We start from the raw sequence: 17,467 nt of genomic DNA, 5'->3' as shown, positions 1-17,467 counted from the left end.
TATTGCAACACTTTTACATTACATGAGTAAAGGTATCTAAATGGCGATTATAAAATATTTTCGAAATTTATGGATGTGTAGTATTTGGTTGCTCTTTGTTAGTTTGTCTACCGCAATGGCAGACAAAATCCAAGATTATCATGTAGACATTACGATCTTAGAGAATGGACGTATTGATGTGGTGGAAACCATTAAGATCGAAACAAAGCTTGAAGAGATTCGACTAGGTATCACGAGAGAAATACCAATTAATTATGCTTTGGGGAAGAAAGAAGTCTATACGCCAGTCAAGATTATCAGTGTGACACGAAATGGAAAACCTGAAAATTATTGGACAGTTCGAAGATCCAATAATTTACAGATTTTAACCGGCGAAGAGAAGAACTTAGCAGAATATTTTCTCGCATTTGGAGAGCATACTTATCAAATTCATTGGCAAAGTGAGAATCATATTCGAAAGTTCGGAGAATATGATGAAATCTATATTAATGCGATAGGCACTAATTGGCGTTTACCAATTGATAAAGCTTCTGCCACAATTTTTCTGCCAGATTCAGTGGAAGAGATTCAATCGGCAGGTTATTTTGGGAAAGGGGGAAGCACTGCTAGAGCGAAAGTTGAAGTGGTTTCTCCTACAGAGATTCGATTTACGGCGCCGAGATCATTATCAAGATATGAAGGTTTAACCGTTTCCACAGGATTTACACCGGGTAAAGTGGCAGGTGTTGAAAGGGATTGGACGACAAAATTATTGGAATCGATTCAAAATGCACTGCCTTTTCAGTTATCCTTAACCCCGATTTTTATGTTGGGAGCCTCCATTGTTCTGTTTCTCTATTGGTGTGTTGGATGTATCATTTTTCGGATCATTACCCCTAAAAGCCACAGAACATTTAACGTAAGATTCACACCGCCTAATTTTCCGTTAGAGAAGATTATTGGACTGTTTCCTTCTAAAAAACAAAATGATACTCAATATCTATTAGCTGTTTTAGTAGAGCTGATTCGGCGCAATATTATTAAGATTACGCCGGAGAATAAAAGAATTATTTTGACAGGCGAGGGCGATTTTTCAGATCTTTCTCAATCAGAAAAAGATGTTGTGTCAACCATGGAAGAGCAAGGTGGGCAGATCTATTATCATCGCTATAATGCCGGTATTGAAGCCATGCGAAATAAAGCACTGTCGCCGATTCATGCGCTGATGCGGAAGTTTTATCGCTCGCCGATGACCTTATTTAAGTGGACGGCATTTTTTCTCATTGTTGGGTATTGCGTAGTTTTCTCTGAAGCAATATCCGTGATTACCTATTTCTTTTTGATCTTTATGATTGTTGGTATCGGCGTATTTTTAACAGGAGTATTGCTATTTTTGAAAGCACTCTATTCCGGGAAATTTTCAGAAATATTTGGCGCCATCTTCCAAACTCCGATGCTCCTTCTATTTGGAAGTGTGTTCACATTAATTCCGATTACATGGGCACCCGATATTTTATTTGGTCTTCCACAAAGGGGAATTACAGATCAGCTCATTCTGAATGGGGCCGTAATGATTGCGAGCATTGTTCTACTGAGTTCTGTGTGTTCGCTCTATTCAAGATTTGGGAAAACGATTCGTACTGAATATGTGGATGAGCAACAAGATGTTTTAGAGTTTGAACACTTTTTGCGATATACCAAAAAAGAAGAATATACGATTTTGCGTCCGGAGATTTTCGAGGAGTATTTAGCATATGCCATCATTTTTAATTTAGAAAAAAAATGGTTAGCGCTATTTAAAGAAAAATATCCTGAAGCATATGAAGCGAGTCGCCGTACAGGAAGTATTGCCAGCGTTGCGGTCATGAGCTCCTCCAGTTTTTCTCGTTCTATGTCAGCACCCAAAAGTAGCGGAAGTTCCAGCGGGAGAAGTGGTGGCGCTGGACGCAGTAGCGGAGGCTCAAGAGGCGGCGGCTCATCCGGCGGAGGTTCAGGCGGTGGCGGAGGTGGAGGCCGATAAGGTTTCCACGAAATTGAATAGCTCTTAACTATTTAAATAGAAAGAGAACAGAAAAGAGAATCTAGATGTGTTTTAAACGTTTAGATTCTCTTTTTTATGGGAATTAAAGAAGTTTAATCTTCGTAAGGAATTTTACTAAAAGTAATTTCTCCTCGATCTTTTTTATCAAGGCATTGTTGATGGGATAGGATTGGTTTTTTACGAATAATTTGTTTGAAACCGCTAGAAGATAGTGTGATATCGCCGTCCGTTAAAATAATTTTCCATAGATATTGGAATCCTCCTTGTGGGGTTCCTATTTTTTCGAGGAGCTCTATTTCATATATTTCTAAAGGAAGCGTAATGGAGGATTTATAGTGGATATTAAACTTGATATCCCACGTATTTTGAAAAATAAGCGTTGCTGGTGCAATCCAAAAACTAAAGCGGCCATTTTCTGGTGCATTCCATAGCAGAATAGTATCGATATCGAGCATCATATTATTGGTATATTCTTCTTCAATGAATTCGAATGCAAAACCATGAAGCTGATTGTCATGCCAAGTCATTTTCTCGAAATCTTGTTCTGTCCAAATTTTCTGGTACACATTGATCGTGTTAGTCATGATTAACTCCTTGAATACGGGATTTGAAAAATAGAGAGAAAATTAGTGGATATAGCCAGCTTTGTCCTACTAATGCGAGCAAAGAGAATTTTTCTCCATAAGGTAATAAGTAATCTTTGGTGAAAGGAAACCAAAGGTAGGCAAGACCTAAGCTTCCAAAGACACCTAAGCTGAAATAGAGAATAAAGGGGATATATTTTGTTTGAACGATTTTAAAGAAAGCATATGTTAAGCCACCCATAATCATGATATTGCTGATGATAAAAGTGAGTGATAAAAGAATGCTTTCAAAAAATTCTAATGACAATATTGATCCAGACAAGCCAAGAATTGCCAAAATGATTAAGAAATAAATCATGTTTAGAAAAGAGTTTTGAGAAGTCAGTTTCTGGGAGTTATTTCTCCAAGTTAACTCTGTAAAAGTAGCAACATTGATGATAAAAGCATTAGATACACTGAATATCATTAATAAATAATTAAAGAAGGAATTAAAGTTTTTAAAAATGAGACCAATATCACGGAATGTATATTCCCACTTCGATGGATTACCAAGTCTTTCAAGGCGATATGGCAGTAAATTTTTGAAATCATACCAATGGGAAATAAAGCCATATATTTCATGAAATAATACGAATTGAATGGCAAATGCAATCATATATAACAGGATTCTTGCCATCGTATTTTTAATGCATTTACTGCGAAAAATAGCGATTAAGATTGCTAGAAATATCGTAAAAAAGAGAATAATAAAGATGACCTGAAAGCTTTGAGATTCTCTCCTAAGCCCATGCTGTAAAAGCAGCTGTAAAGGGGTAAAGATACAGGTAAAAATAGCTATTGTTTTGATGATTTTGAATAAAAGAACCCATGAACGAATAGGAGATTGGGAGATATACTTGTTACCGACATTTGTCATTGTATGAGCCTGTTATTCTTGAAGTTTTATCTGATTCATTAAATTGAGTTAATCTAAAGTAATTCAATATTATCATTAGATTGGGATTTTTATTAATCAGTTATATTTAATTTGTAAATTTCAGAACTAAACAGGCATTCATTCAGATATTGTCTTTATCTATTTTTGTTTAAACAACCGAAAATGAAATGGCTCGATGGTTTTTGTGAGTAATCTATTTTGCATGGTGCGCGTCCAACTTGTGGATAACCCTGGGGATGAAAGTAGGATAAGGGTGTTTTCTTCATTGAAAGGCTCGTTAAAAGCAATATTAGTGGCGCGTTTTACAGAAAGCGTTCCCAGTCTTGAAAGAAGGGTCATTGTGGAATCGGGCGCAATCGTTCCTTCTTTAATGACGCGATAGAGCCAACCGCAATAGGCGGTATCTTGCATGACCTGAGAAAGATTCGGAATTTGTAGATGGTAATTGAGCTTATAACAAGGAGAGCGAGGTTGCGTGATTTGGATGATTGCATCGCCAAGCTGGTAGATGTCGCCCATAAATGCATTCTCTTCTGTTAATCCTAATGTGGAGATATTTTCACCAAATGCAGGTGCTTTGAAAAGATGAGAAAGTGCCGGATATTGCGTTTGCCAATAAGAGTAATGCTCACTTGGATAATGGCAAAGTGCTCGATCGATTCCACCGTGAAATCGCTTCTCATATTGTTCATCACCAAAAATGCCGAGATTGGTGAGTTGCACAGGTTGCGTGAGCGGAGATTTCGCTATCGCACTCGGTTCATGATCTTGGTATTCTTGGGTTTTTCCGGCAAAAAGATTGAGAAGTTGAATATTAGGTAACTGCATAGATGAACCTTATAGAGCAATGGGATATGGCTGGATTTCTTAATTTTAGAGCGAAGTGTGAATGTTGACAAAGCAGTGAGATGTTTAACGTGGAACCTTTTTTGTATTCTAAAGGCAGAAAAGGTAGGGCAGTTAATTCACATAGAAAGTAGATATTTAAAAAGCGTTAATATGAATCATATTAACGCTTTTGGATAAGGCAATGCTGCCTTTTTGAGAGGATGATTTACAACGATTTTAGCGTTGTGATCATCTCATTGATGACTTTCTGCGCATCGCCGTAAACCATATCGGTATTATCTAAATAGAAGAGATGGTTTTCAATGCCAGAGAATCCTGAACCTTGTCCACGTTTCACGACAAACACTTGTTTCGCTTCATCGGCATTTAAAATTGGCATGCCGTAAATTGGGCTTGATTTATCTACTCTTGCCACAGGGTTTACAACATCATTTGCGCCGATCACAAGAACCGCATCCGTATCTTTAAATTCGCCGTTGATTTCATCTAAGTCAAAAATACTTTCGTAAGGAACGCCTGATTCTGCGAGAAGTACGTTCATATGTCCTGGCATTCTTCCGGCAACAGGATGGATGGCAAAGCGAACATCAACACCGCGAGCTTCCAAGATTTTTACAAGCTCTGCTACTTTATGTTGCGCCTGTGCTGCTGCTAAACCATATCCTGGCACGATGATCACTCGATCCGCATAAGCCATTGTCATTGCGGCATTTGCGGCATCTGTTTCTGTCATGGAACCTTCGATTTCGCTCTCTTCGCTACTTGCATCGCCAAAGTTCGAGAATAGAACATTACTGATAGAGCGGTTCATCGCTTTTGCCATAAGGAGTGTTAAGAGCGTTCCGGCAGCTCCGACAACGGTTCCGGCAACGATTAAACCGCCGTTATCCATCGCAATTCCTTCAAACGCAACTGCCACACCCGTTAATGCATTAAAGAGCGAAATAATCACCGGCATATCTGCGCCGCCAATAGGAATCGCAATTAATACACCAAGTGCAAGGGTCAGTAAGAAGAAGATGAAGAGCATTGTGTAATGCGGTGTGGACTCTGATGCTAAGAGCATTGCTAATAGGATTGAGAAGATGAAGAGGAAGAGATTAACGATATTTCGGTTTTTAAAACGAATGGTCGATTTCATTCTGCCATCGAGTTTTGCCCAAGCCACAATCGATCCTGTGAAAGATACGGCGCCGATAAATCCACCGATTGCCGCAAGAAGTAGCACTCTTGAGTTATACGCCATCTCTGCAGATCCTGTTTGCAATAGCGCAATTGCACCAATAATCGCCGCAGATCCACCGCCAACGCCATTATAGATCGCAATCATTTGTGGCATGTTGGTCATTTCAACTTTGAGCGCGGAACGTTTTGCGATCACAAAACCAATACCGCAAGCGAGAAGGATCAGCACAAGATTGGTGAAGTACGATTTATGCATGATATCGGGATGAAAAAGGGTAATAACGACTGAAAATAGCATCGCAAGACCGGCAAAACGAATGCCTTTACGCGCTGTTGAAGGATGACTCATGCTTTTAAGAGCATAGATAAAAACAATTGCGGCAAGAAAATAGCCGAGATTAACAATCATTGCGCCCATGAATTATTGCTCCTCTTTTTTATTAGATTTAAACATTTCAAGCATTCTGTCCGTCACGTAATAACCGCCGACGGCATTGACGGCGCCAAACACAACGGCGATAAACGCAAGGGATGTTTGAAAGAAACCATCTGCATGACCCAGTGCGATCATGGCGCCTACTAAAATAATGCCGTGGATAAAGTTCGAGCCGGACATTAATGGCGTGTGAAGAATCGCCGGAACACGGGAAATGACTTCAAATCCCAAAATCGCGGAAAGCACAACGATATAGAGCGCTGCAAATCCTGTAATCATAAATATATCTCCTTAAAAGTGATGCTCTAAGTTATAGCTTAAGCCGTCATAATTGTTTTAATACGATCAGAAACGATTTCCCCTTGATACGTCACAAGGGAATTTTTCACAACTTCATCTTCTAAATCTAGCGCTAAACCTTCTTCTGTTAGAAATGGGCTAAGATAGTTATAGATATTTTGCGAGAACATTTCAGAAGCATGAATCGGCACTCGTGATGGAAGATTCAGTGGTCCATTAATGGTAATGCCGTTGTGAATAAAGCATTCTCCCGGTTTTGTCATTTCACAGTTGCCACCAGTTTCCGCTGCCATATCAATGATGACAGAACCTGCTGCCATTGATTCCACCATGTCGCTCGTAATAATAATCGGTGCGCGTTTTCCTGGAATCGCCGCAGTTGTGATAATGACGTGTGCTTCTTTCACATGCTTTGCTAACGCTTCTGTCTGTTTCGCTTTCTCTTCTTCCGTGAGTTCTCTAGCATACCCGCCTTCGCCTGCGGCATTCACGCCGGTATCTACTAACTTTGCGCCGAGCGATTCAACCTGTTCTTTAGCATCCGGGCGAATATCGTAGGCTTCCACTTGCGCACCTAATCGTTTTGCTGTTGCAATCGCTTGTAAGCCGGCAACCCCAACACCAATAATGAGTACTTTTGCAGGACGAATGGTACCAGCTGCTGTTGTGAGCATTGGAAAAAAGCGAGGGGAAAGATCAGCCGCGATGAGCGCAGATTGATAACCTGAAGCCGTTGCTTGAGAAGAGAGCACATCCATGCTTTGTGCACGAGTAATTCTTGGGATAAATTCGAGGGCAATGCTATCGATTTTTTGATGCGCGAAGCTTTCAATGAGTGGCAGATGATTAAAAGGATCTAGTAAAGAAAGGGTGAGAGATCCTGCTTTGAATTGATGACTGAGCGTTTTAGACGGCGCATGAATCGAAAGAATGATCGCAGGTTTATCAAATGTCGGTTTTTCGACAATTGCCCCTACATTTTCATAAGATTCATTACTAAAATAAGCGTGAATGCCGGCATCCGGTTCCACGATGACTTTAAAGCCTGCTTTGACAAATCGTTCAGTATTCTTAGGATCGAGCGCAACGCGTTTCTCTAAATGATGCGTTTCTTTCAATACAATGATAGTTTTAATCATAATTAATTCTTACTCCAAATTGTGACTCCACATGGTGAAAAACTTATAAACTCCAATAGTATCATGCGGTAGTTTGTATCTGAATTGAAGTCGGTTTTGAAATAAATTTGCAATAAGTTTGATCTGTTGCCTTTTTTTATCAAGGAGATTCAATTTCTTTTACTGCCGACGGAGGAAGATTTGATATACTCAATCAATATAAAAAGATAGAGATCTTAGAAATTTTGAGTAAAGGGTTACTGTGACTAATATAGATCAATCCCATAAGTCTTCGGCACAACAAAACAAAAAACCAAGATTTATCGCTTTTAAAAGATTAATCAGTTACAAATATTTTGTAGCGTTAGCCAAGAAAATTATTCCCTGGGCCTTTGTGCTGAGTGCTATTACAGCAGTCGTAGGACTTTATTACGGCTTATTTGATTCGCCGGTAGATTACCAACAAGGTAATACGGTTCGAATTATGTATATTCATGTACCCGCAGCGATTTTATCTTCCGGACTCTATATGTTCATGGCCTTTTGTAGTGTCATGTATCTTATCTTTAGAATTAAACTTTTCCCCGTTATTGCAAGAGCAACAGCTGTTCTCGGTGCTGTTTATACCTTGATTACATTAGTAACAGGTGCAATTTGGGGCGCACCTACTTGGGGGACTTGGTGGGTTTGGGATGTCCGTTTAACCTCTGTTTTAATCCTGTTTTTTCTCTATCTTGGCTATATTGCACTTGATAATGCGTTTGAAGATCGAGAAACGGCGAATATGGGGATTTCAATATTAGCGATTATCGGCGTGGTAATTGTTCCAATCATTAAGGTTTCGGTATATCTCTTTGCAACCCTTCATCAAAAAAGTACAATTTTTGCATCGGGAGGACCCAGTTTGGATCCGGCGATGCTAAAACCCCTAGCTCTAATGATGGGCGCATATATCCTCTTTACGGTCGGGTATATTCTACTAAAGAGTGTGCATCTGATTTATCGAGAGCAGTTACTGCAAGCTTACACTAAAAATTAAGATCAGAACTCAGAGAGAAGCCTTCGGGCTTCTCTTGTGCGCTTAGGCATTTTGATTAACGAGATTGAGATGAAAGCGATGTTTCATCTAAAAGAAAAACGATTAAGGTATCTTTAAGGTACAGATGGTGAAATATAGAGCGATTAAAAAACGATTATAAAATTATAGATATGAATGATGACAACATGTTTATGATTTGACTGTTTTATACAGTCACAAACAGGTTATATAATTATTTTATTAGAGGTTATTTAAATGGCAGATTTTTTAAGTCTATTAGATATGGGAAAACATACTGCTTATGTTTGGGCATGTTATGGTTTTGTCGGAATTTGCTTAATGGGGTTAATCATCTCTTTGCTCACGGAAGGCAGAAGCTTGAAGCGAGCAATGATCAAGGAGGGTTTATTAAATGAGTCAAAGTAATATGAATATGAAAAAACGCGGGATGATGTCACCAAGACAAAAGCAACGTATGTATGTTGTGATTGCTGTGATTGTTGCGGCATTTGTGGTGATTGGTTTTGCGATGTTTGCATCACGAGATAACTTAAATCTCTACTATTCTCCAGAACAAGTAGAAAAGGGCGAAGCGCCACTTGATAAGACAATCCGCGTAGGTGGTCTTGTTGTTCCTGGAACGTTGCATAAAGGGACAGAATCACTTGCCGTTGAGTTTGCATTAGTTGATGGATCATCTGAGCAAATTATTGTGAGCTACGAAGGTATTTTGCCGGATCTCTTCAGAGAAGGGCAGGGAATTATTGCACGCGGTAAATTAATCGAAGGCAACCAATTCGTGGCTGAAGAAATTTTAGCAAAGCATGATGAAGAGTATATGCCACCAGAAGTAGCGGCAACTTTAGAGTCGCAAGGTCATCCGTTTAAAGAGAAAGATATTTAAACTGATTAAAAGAACATACACTAATCATACACATTGAATGAAGGGTTTTTATGCTTCCGTTAGGTCAACTCGCGCTCTATCTTGCGCTCGGTGTTTCATTAGCACTATTTATACTGCCATTGATAGGCATTAAATTACGAAGTCCACAATTGATGTATAGCGCAAGGCCATTAACCATATGGCTTTTTGTGTTGATACTCTTCTCCTTTATCTATTTGGGACATCTGTTTTGGATTAGTGATTTTAGCTATGCGTACGTTTTCCAAAACTCCAATACAAAACTGCCGGATATCTATAAATTAACGGCAATTTGGGGCGGACATGAAGGCTCAATGTTACTGTGGGTATTAACGTTAACCGCATGGATGTTAGCAGTGGTGATCTTTACGCGTAAAATGCCACTTGAATTATCGGCAGCCACATTAGCGGTTTTAGGCGCAATTACTCTTGGTTTTATTGCATTCCTGATCTTCACTTCCGATCCTTTTGGACGAAATCTGACATTTGATCTCTACGATGGCCGTGATTTAAATCCATTGCTGCAAGATGTGGGTTTAATTATTCATCCTCCACTTCTCTATATGGGATATGTAGGTTTTGCGGTGCCTTATGCATTTATGTGTGCGATTTTACTCACAGGGCATATCGACCGTTTATCGATTCGCTGGGTGCGTCCTTGGGCGCTTGCAGCTTGGGGCTTTTTAACATTAGGTATTACCGTTGGTAGCTGGTGGGCATATTATGAGCTCGGATGGGGCGGTTGGTGGTTCTGGGATCCGGTAGAAAATGCGTCATTGATTCCGTGGATTCTTGGTGCAGCGTTAATTCACTCATTAGCAGCAACAGAAAAACGTAAAGCATTTACCCTTTGGACCGTGATTATTGCCATCTTGGCATTCTGTTTAAGTGTACTTGGGACGTTCTTGGTGCGTTCAGGTGTTTTAACATCGGTGCACTCATTTGCGGCAGATCCATCACGAGGACAGTTTATCTTAATGCTTCTCGCGATCATCACACTGTTTGGATTTGTTTTACTACTTTTCAGATCTCATAAAATTCGCCAAGAATCACATTTAAGCTTGGTATCGAAAGAAACCGGTATCTTATTCAATAATATCTTCTTATCCGTTGCGTGTTTCGTGGTGTTACTCGGAACGCTCTATCCATTAATCGTGGATATCTTACAGATCGGAAAAATCTCGGTAGGAGAAGGGTACTTCAACGAATATACCGTTCCTATCTCATTGCTTATTTTAGCGGCTTTAGGTGTTACGCCACTCCTTCGCTTTAAAGAAGATAAAATTAGCCGGATTAAAAAGCCGTTAATCATTATGGCGATTTTGTCGGTGATTTTAGGAATCGGCACCAACTACTTCTATGTAGGACGTTTAGATCCGTGGGTTGTGATCAGTTTGATTCTTAGTTATTGGGTGTTCTTTGGCATTCTGTTTGAAATCAAACTCAATAGCCGTAAAACAGATAATTTCTTCCAAGCGCTGAAAAACCAAACGCTATCGCGTTGGGGGATGAATCTTGGGCATTTGGGGATTATTATTACAATTGTCGGCATTACGCTCACGTCTCATTACAGTGATGAGCAAGATCGCTTGGTGCGTGTAGGAGAAACCGTACAAGTTCGTGAATATGGCTTTGAGCTGCTTGCATTAGAAGATGTTCAGAGCTCTAACTACGTGGGAACACGCGGCATTATTCAGGTTTATAAAAATGATAAACCTCTTAGAATGATGTATCCAGAAAAGCGTACTTATACGGTAAGTGGCATGGCGTTAAGTGAAGTGGCTTTAAGATCGTCACTGATTGATGATCTTTATGTGGCGATGGCAGAAGAGCGTGCGGAAAATGCATGGGCTATTCGTCTTTACGTGAAACCTTTTGTTCGTTGGGTTTGGTTAGGCGGTTTGATCATCTCATTTGCGGCACTACTTTCGATTCTTGATCGCCGTTATCGCATCGGTCGTAAACAGTTGCAAACTGATGGCGCAACACAAAAAGCTTAGGGGGAAAATATGTTACGAGGAATTATTGCAGGTATTGTTGTAATTATCGTCGGATTTTTAGTGTTTTTGTCGATGAGTTTAGAAAATGATGCAAGCCTATTGCCTTCCGCTTTAAAGGGAAAACAGTTACCTTCTTTTAGTGCCTATGAAGTGGTTGCGCCGGGAATGTCGGCAAAAATCTTAACGGATGAAGATATTAAAGGACCGGCACTTCTCAATATTTGGGCAACATGGTGCCCAACGTGTGAAGCGGAACATGATGCACTCAAAGCAATTGGTGCAACAGGTGTACCGATTTATGGTGTGGATTATAAAGATAATACGTTGAAAGCCTATGAATGGTTGCGTGATCTTGGGAATCCATATCTCTTTACGGTTGCCGATGAGAGCGGGAAAATCGGCTTAAACTTAGGAGTTTATGGCGCACCGGAAACATACTTTTTAGATGCGAACAATATTATCGTATACCGTCATGTTGGAGAAATGACGGTAGATCTTTGGAACAATGGATTCAAAGGCATTTACGAAGCGAGTTTTGATAGTGATAATCCTAAAGCACTTCAAGCAGCGATTAATAATGCGACTAAAGCAATCGAAGTTGCGAAAGCTGCGGCGAGAGAAGGAGCGAAGTAAATGAGACGATTTTTAATAGCATGTACTATTTTCTTATCGCTGTTTCTACAGAACGGCGTTGCTTCTGTGAATCTGTATGAGTTTGAGCATCCGATTCAAGAGAAACGCTTTCAGAGCTTAACAAGAGAGCTTCGTTGTCCGAAGTGTCAAAATCAAAATATCGCCGATTCAGATGCGCCCTTAGCACAAGATATGCGAGATTTAACCTATGACATGATTATTGATGGTCAAGCAGATGCGCAGATTATTGCTTACATGGTAGATCGTTACGGCGATTTCGTAATGTATAATCCGCCGGTAAAACCTGTGACATGGTTATTGTGGTTTAGTCCTTTTGCACTTTTAGTGATAATCCTTGGCATTGTTTTTGTTACAAAATCGAAAAGACGAAATACAGAGCCGGCGAAGGCTGCACCAAAAAGCTTAACAGATGCTGATAAAGCACGTTTAAATCAGATATTACAGAGAAAAGATAACTAAGATGATGGGATTAATATATACAATACTCTTTATCGTCGCGACGATGTTAATACTCGTGATCGCATTTTGGGGAAAAGGTTCTGAAAAATTCTCTCGATTACAAACCGTATATCGAGATAAATATATCGATGAAGCAGAAACGTTAGATGATGATCTCAAGCGTGGCAAAATCACGGAAGAAGAGTATGAAGAGACGAAAGTTGAATTAGTACAAGATCTTCTTGCCGTTGCACATCCTGATCGTCAGTTAAATGATGTTACAAAATTCATTTTAGTGTTATTTGCCGGAGCGCTGATCACGCTTTCAGGCGTTTATTTTTGGGATACAGGTTACAAAGAGGAAGCGAAAGAGCTTGATACACAGAGAACTGCGGCAATGCCTTATGTGCAAAAATGGTTGGCAAGTTTAACGGTTGAAGATCTTCAACGAAGCAGTAATATGATGGATTTGAATCCGCCAGTTGAATTGCAAGAAAACCTGCTCGGCACATTAACGGCGCTGAATGTTTTAAGTTCTGCGGATCATCATACAGATGCAAAAGAGCTTCATCTTCTTGGAAAGATGTATCTCAATATGAATCAGTTACCATTAGCTGAAAAAGTCTATTTAGATCTCTATCGCATCAATCCTGAGGATAATAATGTCTATTATTCATTATTGAATATTCAACTAGCGATGAATGATTATAAGCTTAATCCTCGATTAGAAGGGCTATTTGATCAGTTCGTAATGGGAAATCGTGATAATGAAGAGCTCGCTTTCTATTATGCAACGGTGTTATTTGAAAACCAGAAGATGGAAAAGGCCATTGCCTTTTTCTCACAAGCTGCGAGTAATTATGCGGGCAACAGTGCAGATGAGCGCTTAAAATCCTTATTTGAAGATTATATTCGTAATAATCCTTCAAATGATAGTCTGCTTCTCTATTATGCGACGATTTTGTTGCAGAAAGGGGAGTTAGATCAAGCGTTATATTACTTCTCGCAGTTAGCAGAAATTTATCCTGAAGGATCGGAGAATCGCCGTTTAATCTTAAATATGATTGCCGGCTTATTAGGGCAAGAAACAGAAGATATGAAAAATGAAGCTGCGCTTGCTAATACGGCGATTAATGTGGAAATTCAACTTCCAAATGCTTCTTTAAATAACATGCCACAAAATGCGATTCTATTCCTTTTCGTGAGAAATATGGAAATGGGGCCACCGCTTGCGGCAAAACGCATTCCATTAGGTTCTATTTCAGAATTTCCTTTAGGCTTAAATATCACAGAACAAGATGTTTTAATGCCAGGAATGACGTTATCAGGTCATGAGAAATTAACGATTGCAGCAAAGATCAGTATGAATGGCGATCCTATTACGAAAGCTGGGGATATTGAAGCGGAAACGATTGTGGTAGAAGATCTTTCTGCACCGATTACAATCATCTTAGATCGCGTTGTGGAGTAGTAAATGCGCCCTGAGTTTTTATTAGAAGTGGTTGATTTGAGCGTGACGAGAAATTATCGTCCGATCTTTCAGCCTTTCTCTTTTTCTTTAAAAAATGGAGAATCTCTCTATTTGAAAGGAAAAAATGGTGCAGGAAAAACCACTTCTTTACGCGTACTTTCGGGTGCAAGTCAGCGCTATCAGGGAACAATTTTTCTTAACGGCGATGATCGAAAAGAGCTTTTACACTATTATGCGAAAGAGCTCATTTATATTGGCCATCAACTAAGTCTGAATCTCGATCTTACGGCTTGGGAAAATCTTTCGTTTATTCTCTCTCTTCGGGGAGAATCGGTTTCTCGGGAAGAAGCATTAAAAGTCTTTGGGTTATTGAGTTTGCCGTTAGAAGATCGTCCTGTGCGTTACTTTTCTGCAGGGCAGAAACGCCGTGTGATTTTAGCGAGATTATGGCTCGAAACACGAGCGAACATTTGGATATTAGATGAGCCTTTTACGGCATTAGATGTGGATTCTATTGCGTTATTAGAAGCGAAAATGATTGCGCATTGCCAAAATGGTGGTGCGATTATTTTTACATCTCATCAAATGCCGGCAGAGAATGTGTTTACGAAAGAATTTACCATTGAGGGATTTTCACGAGATGTTTAAGGTACTTTCGGCAGTGATGGTTCGGGATTTTAAAGTCGGAATGCGAAATCGTTCTGAAATTTTTATGCCGTTAATTTTTTTTCTGATTATCATTTCGCTCTTTCCTTTAGGTTTAGGTTTAGAAAATCAGCAATTACTGAAAGCGTCAGCGCCGGCAATTCTTTGGATTGCGGCACTGCTGTCAACAATATTAGTGCTCGATCGTGTGTTTAAAAATGATTTTGAAGATGGAACCTTAGAGCAGATGGCAATTAGTGGCTCGCCACTCTATATCATTGTACTTGGAAAAATTTTCTCACATTGGTTATTAACAGGTTTACCATTGGTGATTTTTTCACCCATTTTAGCGGTCATGCTAGGATTTACGCTGACAGAATCTTGCTATGTGGCACTGATTTTATTGGCAGGAACGCCGTTACTTAGCTTAATTGGCGCAATGTGCGTTGCTTTAACAGTTGGCTTACGACAAGCGGGATTGCTGTTGAGCGTGATCACATTGCCGCTCTATGTGCCGGTATTATTGGTAGGCGTGCAACTTATCTCAAGATTGCAGGAAGGACATTCTTTAACGAGCTTACTTTTGATTTTCTTGGGAAGTGATGTTGCAGTCATTATTATTGCGCCCATTGTGACGGCATTTGCGATTCGAATGAGCCTTGATTAACGTTATTCCCCATAAATATAATGGATGTGAAAACCCCGAGATAGATCAGCTATTTTCGGGGTTTTTGATATTTGTAGATATGATGATTATTAGGGCAATAAAAGTAAGGTAATAAAAGGATTTTTCTGTCATGAAACAGTCATCCTTAACAGGATAATAGAAGAAAGAAAGTACGTTACTCGTGGATTTATCATATCTTTATTTAAAGTAAGAAGCTGATCAGTCAAGTGGTTTTTTTAGAAATATGGTCTTTAAAACAATTGACAACATTGTTGTCAAGATTTACTATCTACAGTTGACTAATTGTTTCACTTTTTAGAAAGAGTGTTATGGCTGAAAATAAAAATATTTCTGATAATCCGCTATTTGTATCGATCTTCCAAGAGATTTTTTCTTTCTTGCCGAAGGTTAATCGCATTAGCGAAGACTTGTTAGCAGAAGCAAATAGTGAGATTACTCACTCTTGCTGGGTTATTTTGTCGATTATTAATCGAGAAAAGAAACCGCTTTCAGTGCCACAAATTGCGGATCTCCGTTCGACATCAAGACAAGCAGTGCAAAGACAAATCTGTCTTTTACTCGATTATGGTTATATTCAAGCGGTGGATAATCCTCATAATAAGCGCTCATATCTTTATGAAACAACAGAAAAGGGCGCAACGTATCACAAGAACTTAAGTGAGAAGATTTATGGACCTTGGCTTGATGATATTGCGGAGATTATGGGAACAGATGGTGGCGAGCAGATGCTTGCATCGATCCGCCAATTAGATGATGCTTTGAATCAGGTCAGTAAAAATAGAGAGCCATCTAAATAAGAAATGAGAGTAAAGATTTATAGGGATTTATCGAGCTAATAATTCAGTATCAGTTAGAGATAGTAAGTTCAAAATTAACTTGAGTGTATGAGATAAAAAATGAAAAAAAGTAACTATTTAAGACAATTGCGAAATGCTTTAGGAGTTGTCGGTTTCAGTATGATTATGGTTGGCTGTGTCGATGATATTAAAGGAAGCCTTGATAAAATTACAGGTTCTAGTGAAGAAGGCACTGCGGCTCAGGTGAGCATGAATGCGCCAGTCGCAGTTGTTCAACCAGTGGAACGTCAAAATATTACGGTAAAAGCAGAGTTGCCAGGTAGAACAGAAGCATCCATTATTGCGGAAGTAAGACCACAAGTCGGCGGGATTATCTTATCTCAAAACTTTACTGAAGGAAGCATGGTTGAAAAAGGGGAAACACTTTATCAAATTGACCCAGCCACTTTTGAAGCAGCATTACTTCAAGCAAATGCCGGCTTAGCAAGAGCGAAAGCCAATCAAAGTGCGGCAAAACTCAAAGCAGATCGTTTGAAAGCTTTAGGAAACTCTAAAGCCGTCAGCCAACAAGATATTGATGATGCAAATGCAGCGCTTCTTCAAGCAAATGCGGATGTGTTAGGTGAAGAAGCAAAAGTTTCTACTGCAAAAATCAGCCTTGAATATACCAAAATGGGTGCACCTATTTCAGGACAAATCGGTCGTAGTAGCTTTACGCAAGGGGCATTAGTATCGCCGGGGCAAACGCAAGAGATGGCGGTGATTCAAGTATTGGATCCGATGAAGGTTAATATTACTTATTCAGCTGCGGAATTTGCGGAAGTTCAGAAAAAAGTTAATGCCGGCATTTATACCACGCAGCAGATTGAAAATCCTCAAACAGGAAAGATGGAAGATGTGCATTTAGTTCGTGTGTATATGGATGATGGCACACTTTATGACAAGCAAGGTTACATTAAATTCTCTGACTTAACGGTAAACCCAACAACAGGTTCGATCTTCCTTCAAGCGCAATTTGAAAATGATGGTTCTCTATTGCCGGGAATGTTCTTAAGAACGGTTGTTGAGCAAGGGATTGAGGAAGGCGCATTAGTGATTCCTCAAAAAGCTGTCACACAAGGACCGGGCGGCGTGAGTATGGTGATTGTGATTGATGAGAATAATGTTGCAAGTATGCGCCCTGTCGTCATTTCTCGTGCTTATGAGCAAAACTGGGTGATTGAAAGTGGATTAAAAGAGAATGAGCGAGTGGTTGTGAAAGGTTTACAAACCGTTCAATCTGCACTTCAACGTAGTGGTGGTCAAGATGTGATCGTTAATGTACAAGCAGATGATATGTTTATTCAGTAATCCATGATTTTAACTAGAGAATTAAATAGAGAAA

18 protein-coding genes are annotated in these 17,467 nt (G+C 39.6%); 12 read left to right on the top strand and 6 right to left on the bottom strand.

All coding sequences use genetic code 11. The features are described from left to right. The first annotated feature begins 40 nt into the window (after nt 1-40). A complete protein-coding gene (locus tag ACYSN2_RS08405; RefSeq protein ID WP_461749808.1) occupies nt 41-1,999 on the top strand; it encodes a DUF2207 domain-containing protein in 1,959 nt (652 codons plus the stop codon). A gap of 113 nt (nt 2,000-2,112) precedes the next feature. On the opposite strand, the gene ACYSN2_RS08400 is transcribed toward ACYSN2_RS08405, so the two are convergent. From ACYSN2_RS08400 to ACYSN2_RS08375, 6 genes are all read right to left on the bottom strand, one after another. Then, nucleotides 2,113-2,604 carry a hypothetical protein gene (locus ACYSN2_RS08400; protein WP_461749807.1) on the bottom strand — a complete coding sequence of 164 codons (492 nt, stop codon included), beginning with the start codon at nt 2,602-2,604 and terminating at the stop codon, nt 2,113-2,115. Further along, on the bottom strand, nt 2,597-3,259 hold the full coding sequence (locus tag ACYSN2_RS08395) for a hypothetical protein (RefSeq protein WP_461749806.1): 663 nt from the start codon (nt 3,257-3,259) through the stop codon (nt 2,597-2,599). Before ACYSN2_RS08395 ends, ACYSN2_RS08400 begins: the two co-directional genes overlap by 8 nt. Before the next feature lie 420 nt (nt 3,260-3,679). Beyond that, on the bottom strand, nt 3,680-4,369 hold the full coding sequence (gene yiiM / locus ACYSN2_RS08390; protein WP_461749805.1) for a 6-hydroxyaminopurine reductase: 690 nt from the start codon (nt 4,367-4,369) through the stop codon (nt 3,680-3,682). Nucleotides 4,370-4,595: 226 nt separating this feature from the next. After that, nucleotides 4,596-5,993 carry an NAD(P)(+) transhydrogenase (Re/Si-specific) subunit beta gene (locus ACYSN2_RS08385; protein ID WP_461749804.1) on the bottom strand — a complete coding sequence of 466 codons (1,398 nt, stop codon included), beginning with the start codon at nt 5,991-5,993 and terminating at the stop codon, nt 4,596-4,598. Nucleotides 5,994-5,996: 3 nt separating this feature from the next. Continuing rightward, the gene (locus tag ACYSN2_RS08380; protein ID WP_461749803.1) at nt 5,997-6,290 is read right to left on the bottom strand and encodes an NAD(P) transhydrogenase subunit alpha part 2; all 294 of its coding nucleotides are present in this window, start codon (nt 6,288-6,290) and stop codon (nt 5,997-5,999) included. A gap of 38 nt (nt 6,291-6,328) precedes the next feature. Continuing rightward, nucleotides 6,329-7,450: an NAD(P) transhydrogenase subunit alpha gene (locus ACYSN2_RS08375; RefSeq protein WP_461749802.1), complete on the bottom strand. Its 1,122-nt coding sequence runs from the start codon at nt 7,448-7,450 to the stop codon at nt 6,329-6,331. Between the two features lie 241 nt (nt 7,451-7,691). Between ACYSN2_RS08375 and ccmC the strand changes: the two genes are divergently transcribed. The 11 genes from ccmC to ACYSN2_RS08320 all read left to right on the top strand — a co-directional run bounded on the left by ccmC (nt 7,692) and on the right by ACYSN2_RS08320 (nt 17,433). Next, on the top strand, nt 7,692-8,468 hold the full coding sequence (gene ccmC / locus ACYSN2_RS08370; protein ID WP_461749801.1) for a heme ABC transporter permease CcmC: 777 nt from the start codon (nt 7,692-7,694) through the stop codon (nt 8,466-8,468). 255 nt (nt 8,469-8,723) lie between these two features. Beyond that, a complete protein-coding gene (gene ccmD, locus ACYSN2_RS08365; protein WP_461749800.1) occupies nt 8,724-8,894 on the top strand; it encodes a heme exporter protein CcmD in 171 nt (56 codons plus the stop codon). Continuing rightward, nucleotides 8,881-9,372, top strand: a complete 492-nt coding sequence (gene ccmE, locus ACYSN2_RS08360; RefSeq protein ID WP_461749799.1) for a cytochrome c maturation protein CcmE — start codon at nt 8,881-8,883, stop codon at nt 9,370-9,372. Before ccmD ends, ccmE begins: the two co-directional genes overlap by 14 nt. Before the next feature lie 50 nt (nt 9,373-9,422). Further along, the gene (locus ACYSN2_RS08355; RefSeq protein WP_461749798.1) at nt 9,423-11,390 is read left to right on the top strand and encodes a heme lyase CcmF/NrfE family subunit; all 1,968 of its coding nucleotides are present in this window, start codon (nt 9,423-9,425) and stop codon (nt 11,388-11,390) included. A 9-nt stretch (nt 11,391-11,399) separates the two neighbouring features. Then, nucleotides 11,400-12,023, top strand: a complete 624-nt coding sequence (locus ACYSN2_RS08350; protein WP_461749797.1) for a DsbE family thiol:disulfide interchange protein — start codon at nt 11,400-11,402, stop codon at nt 12,021-12,023. Continuing rightward, a complete protein-coding gene (locus ACYSN2_RS08345; protein ID WP_461749796.1) occupies nt 12,024-12,503 on the top strand; it encodes a cytochrome c-type biogenesis protein in 480 nt (159 codons plus the stop codon). A gap of 1 nt (nt 12,504) precedes the next feature. Then, on the top strand, nt 12,505-13,953 hold the full coding sequence (gene ccmI / locus ACYSN2_RS08340) for a c-type cytochrome biogenesis protein CcmI (RefSeq protein ID WP_461749795.1): 1,449 nt from the start codon (nt 12,505-12,507) through the stop codon (nt 13,951-13,953). Nucleotides 13,954-13,956: 3 nt separating this feature from the next. Next, entirely contained in the window at nt 13,957-14,601 is a 645-nt protein-coding gene (ccmA, locus tag ACYSN2_RS08335) for a cytochrome c biogenesis heme-transporting ATPase CcmA (protein ID WP_461749794.1), read from the top strand. After that, complete coding sequence (ccmB, locus tag ACYSN2_RS08330) at nt 14,594-15,265, top strand: heme exporter protein CcmB (protein WP_461749793.1); 672 nt, start codon at nt 14,594-14,596, stop codon at nt 15,263-15,265. The genes ccmA and ccmB overlap by 8 nt, the downstream gene beginning before the upstream one ends. A 329-nt stretch (nt 15,266-15,594) precedes the next feature. After that, nucleotides 15,595-16,083 carry a MarR family winged helix-turn-helix transcriptional regulator gene (locus ACYSN2_RS08325; RefSeq protein WP_461749792.1) on the top strand — a complete coding sequence of 163 codons (489 nt, stop codon included), beginning with the start codon at nt 15,595-15,597 and terminating at the stop codon, nt 16,081-16,083. 99 nt (nt 16,084-16,182) lie between these two features. Continuing rightward, nucleotides 16,183-17,433: an efflux RND transporter periplasmic adaptor subunit gene (locus tag ACYSN2_RS08320; protein WP_461749791.1), complete on the top strand. Its 1,251-nt coding sequence runs from the start codon at nt 16,183-16,185 to the stop codon at nt 17,431-17,433. Nucleotides 17,434-17,467 lie beyond the last annotated feature (34 nt).

The organism is Ignatzschineria sp. LJL83 (assembly GCF_054871845.1).
The sequence above is the reverse complement of the archived record's forward strand: the minus strand, read 5'-3'. Positions and strand labels throughout refer to the sequence as shown.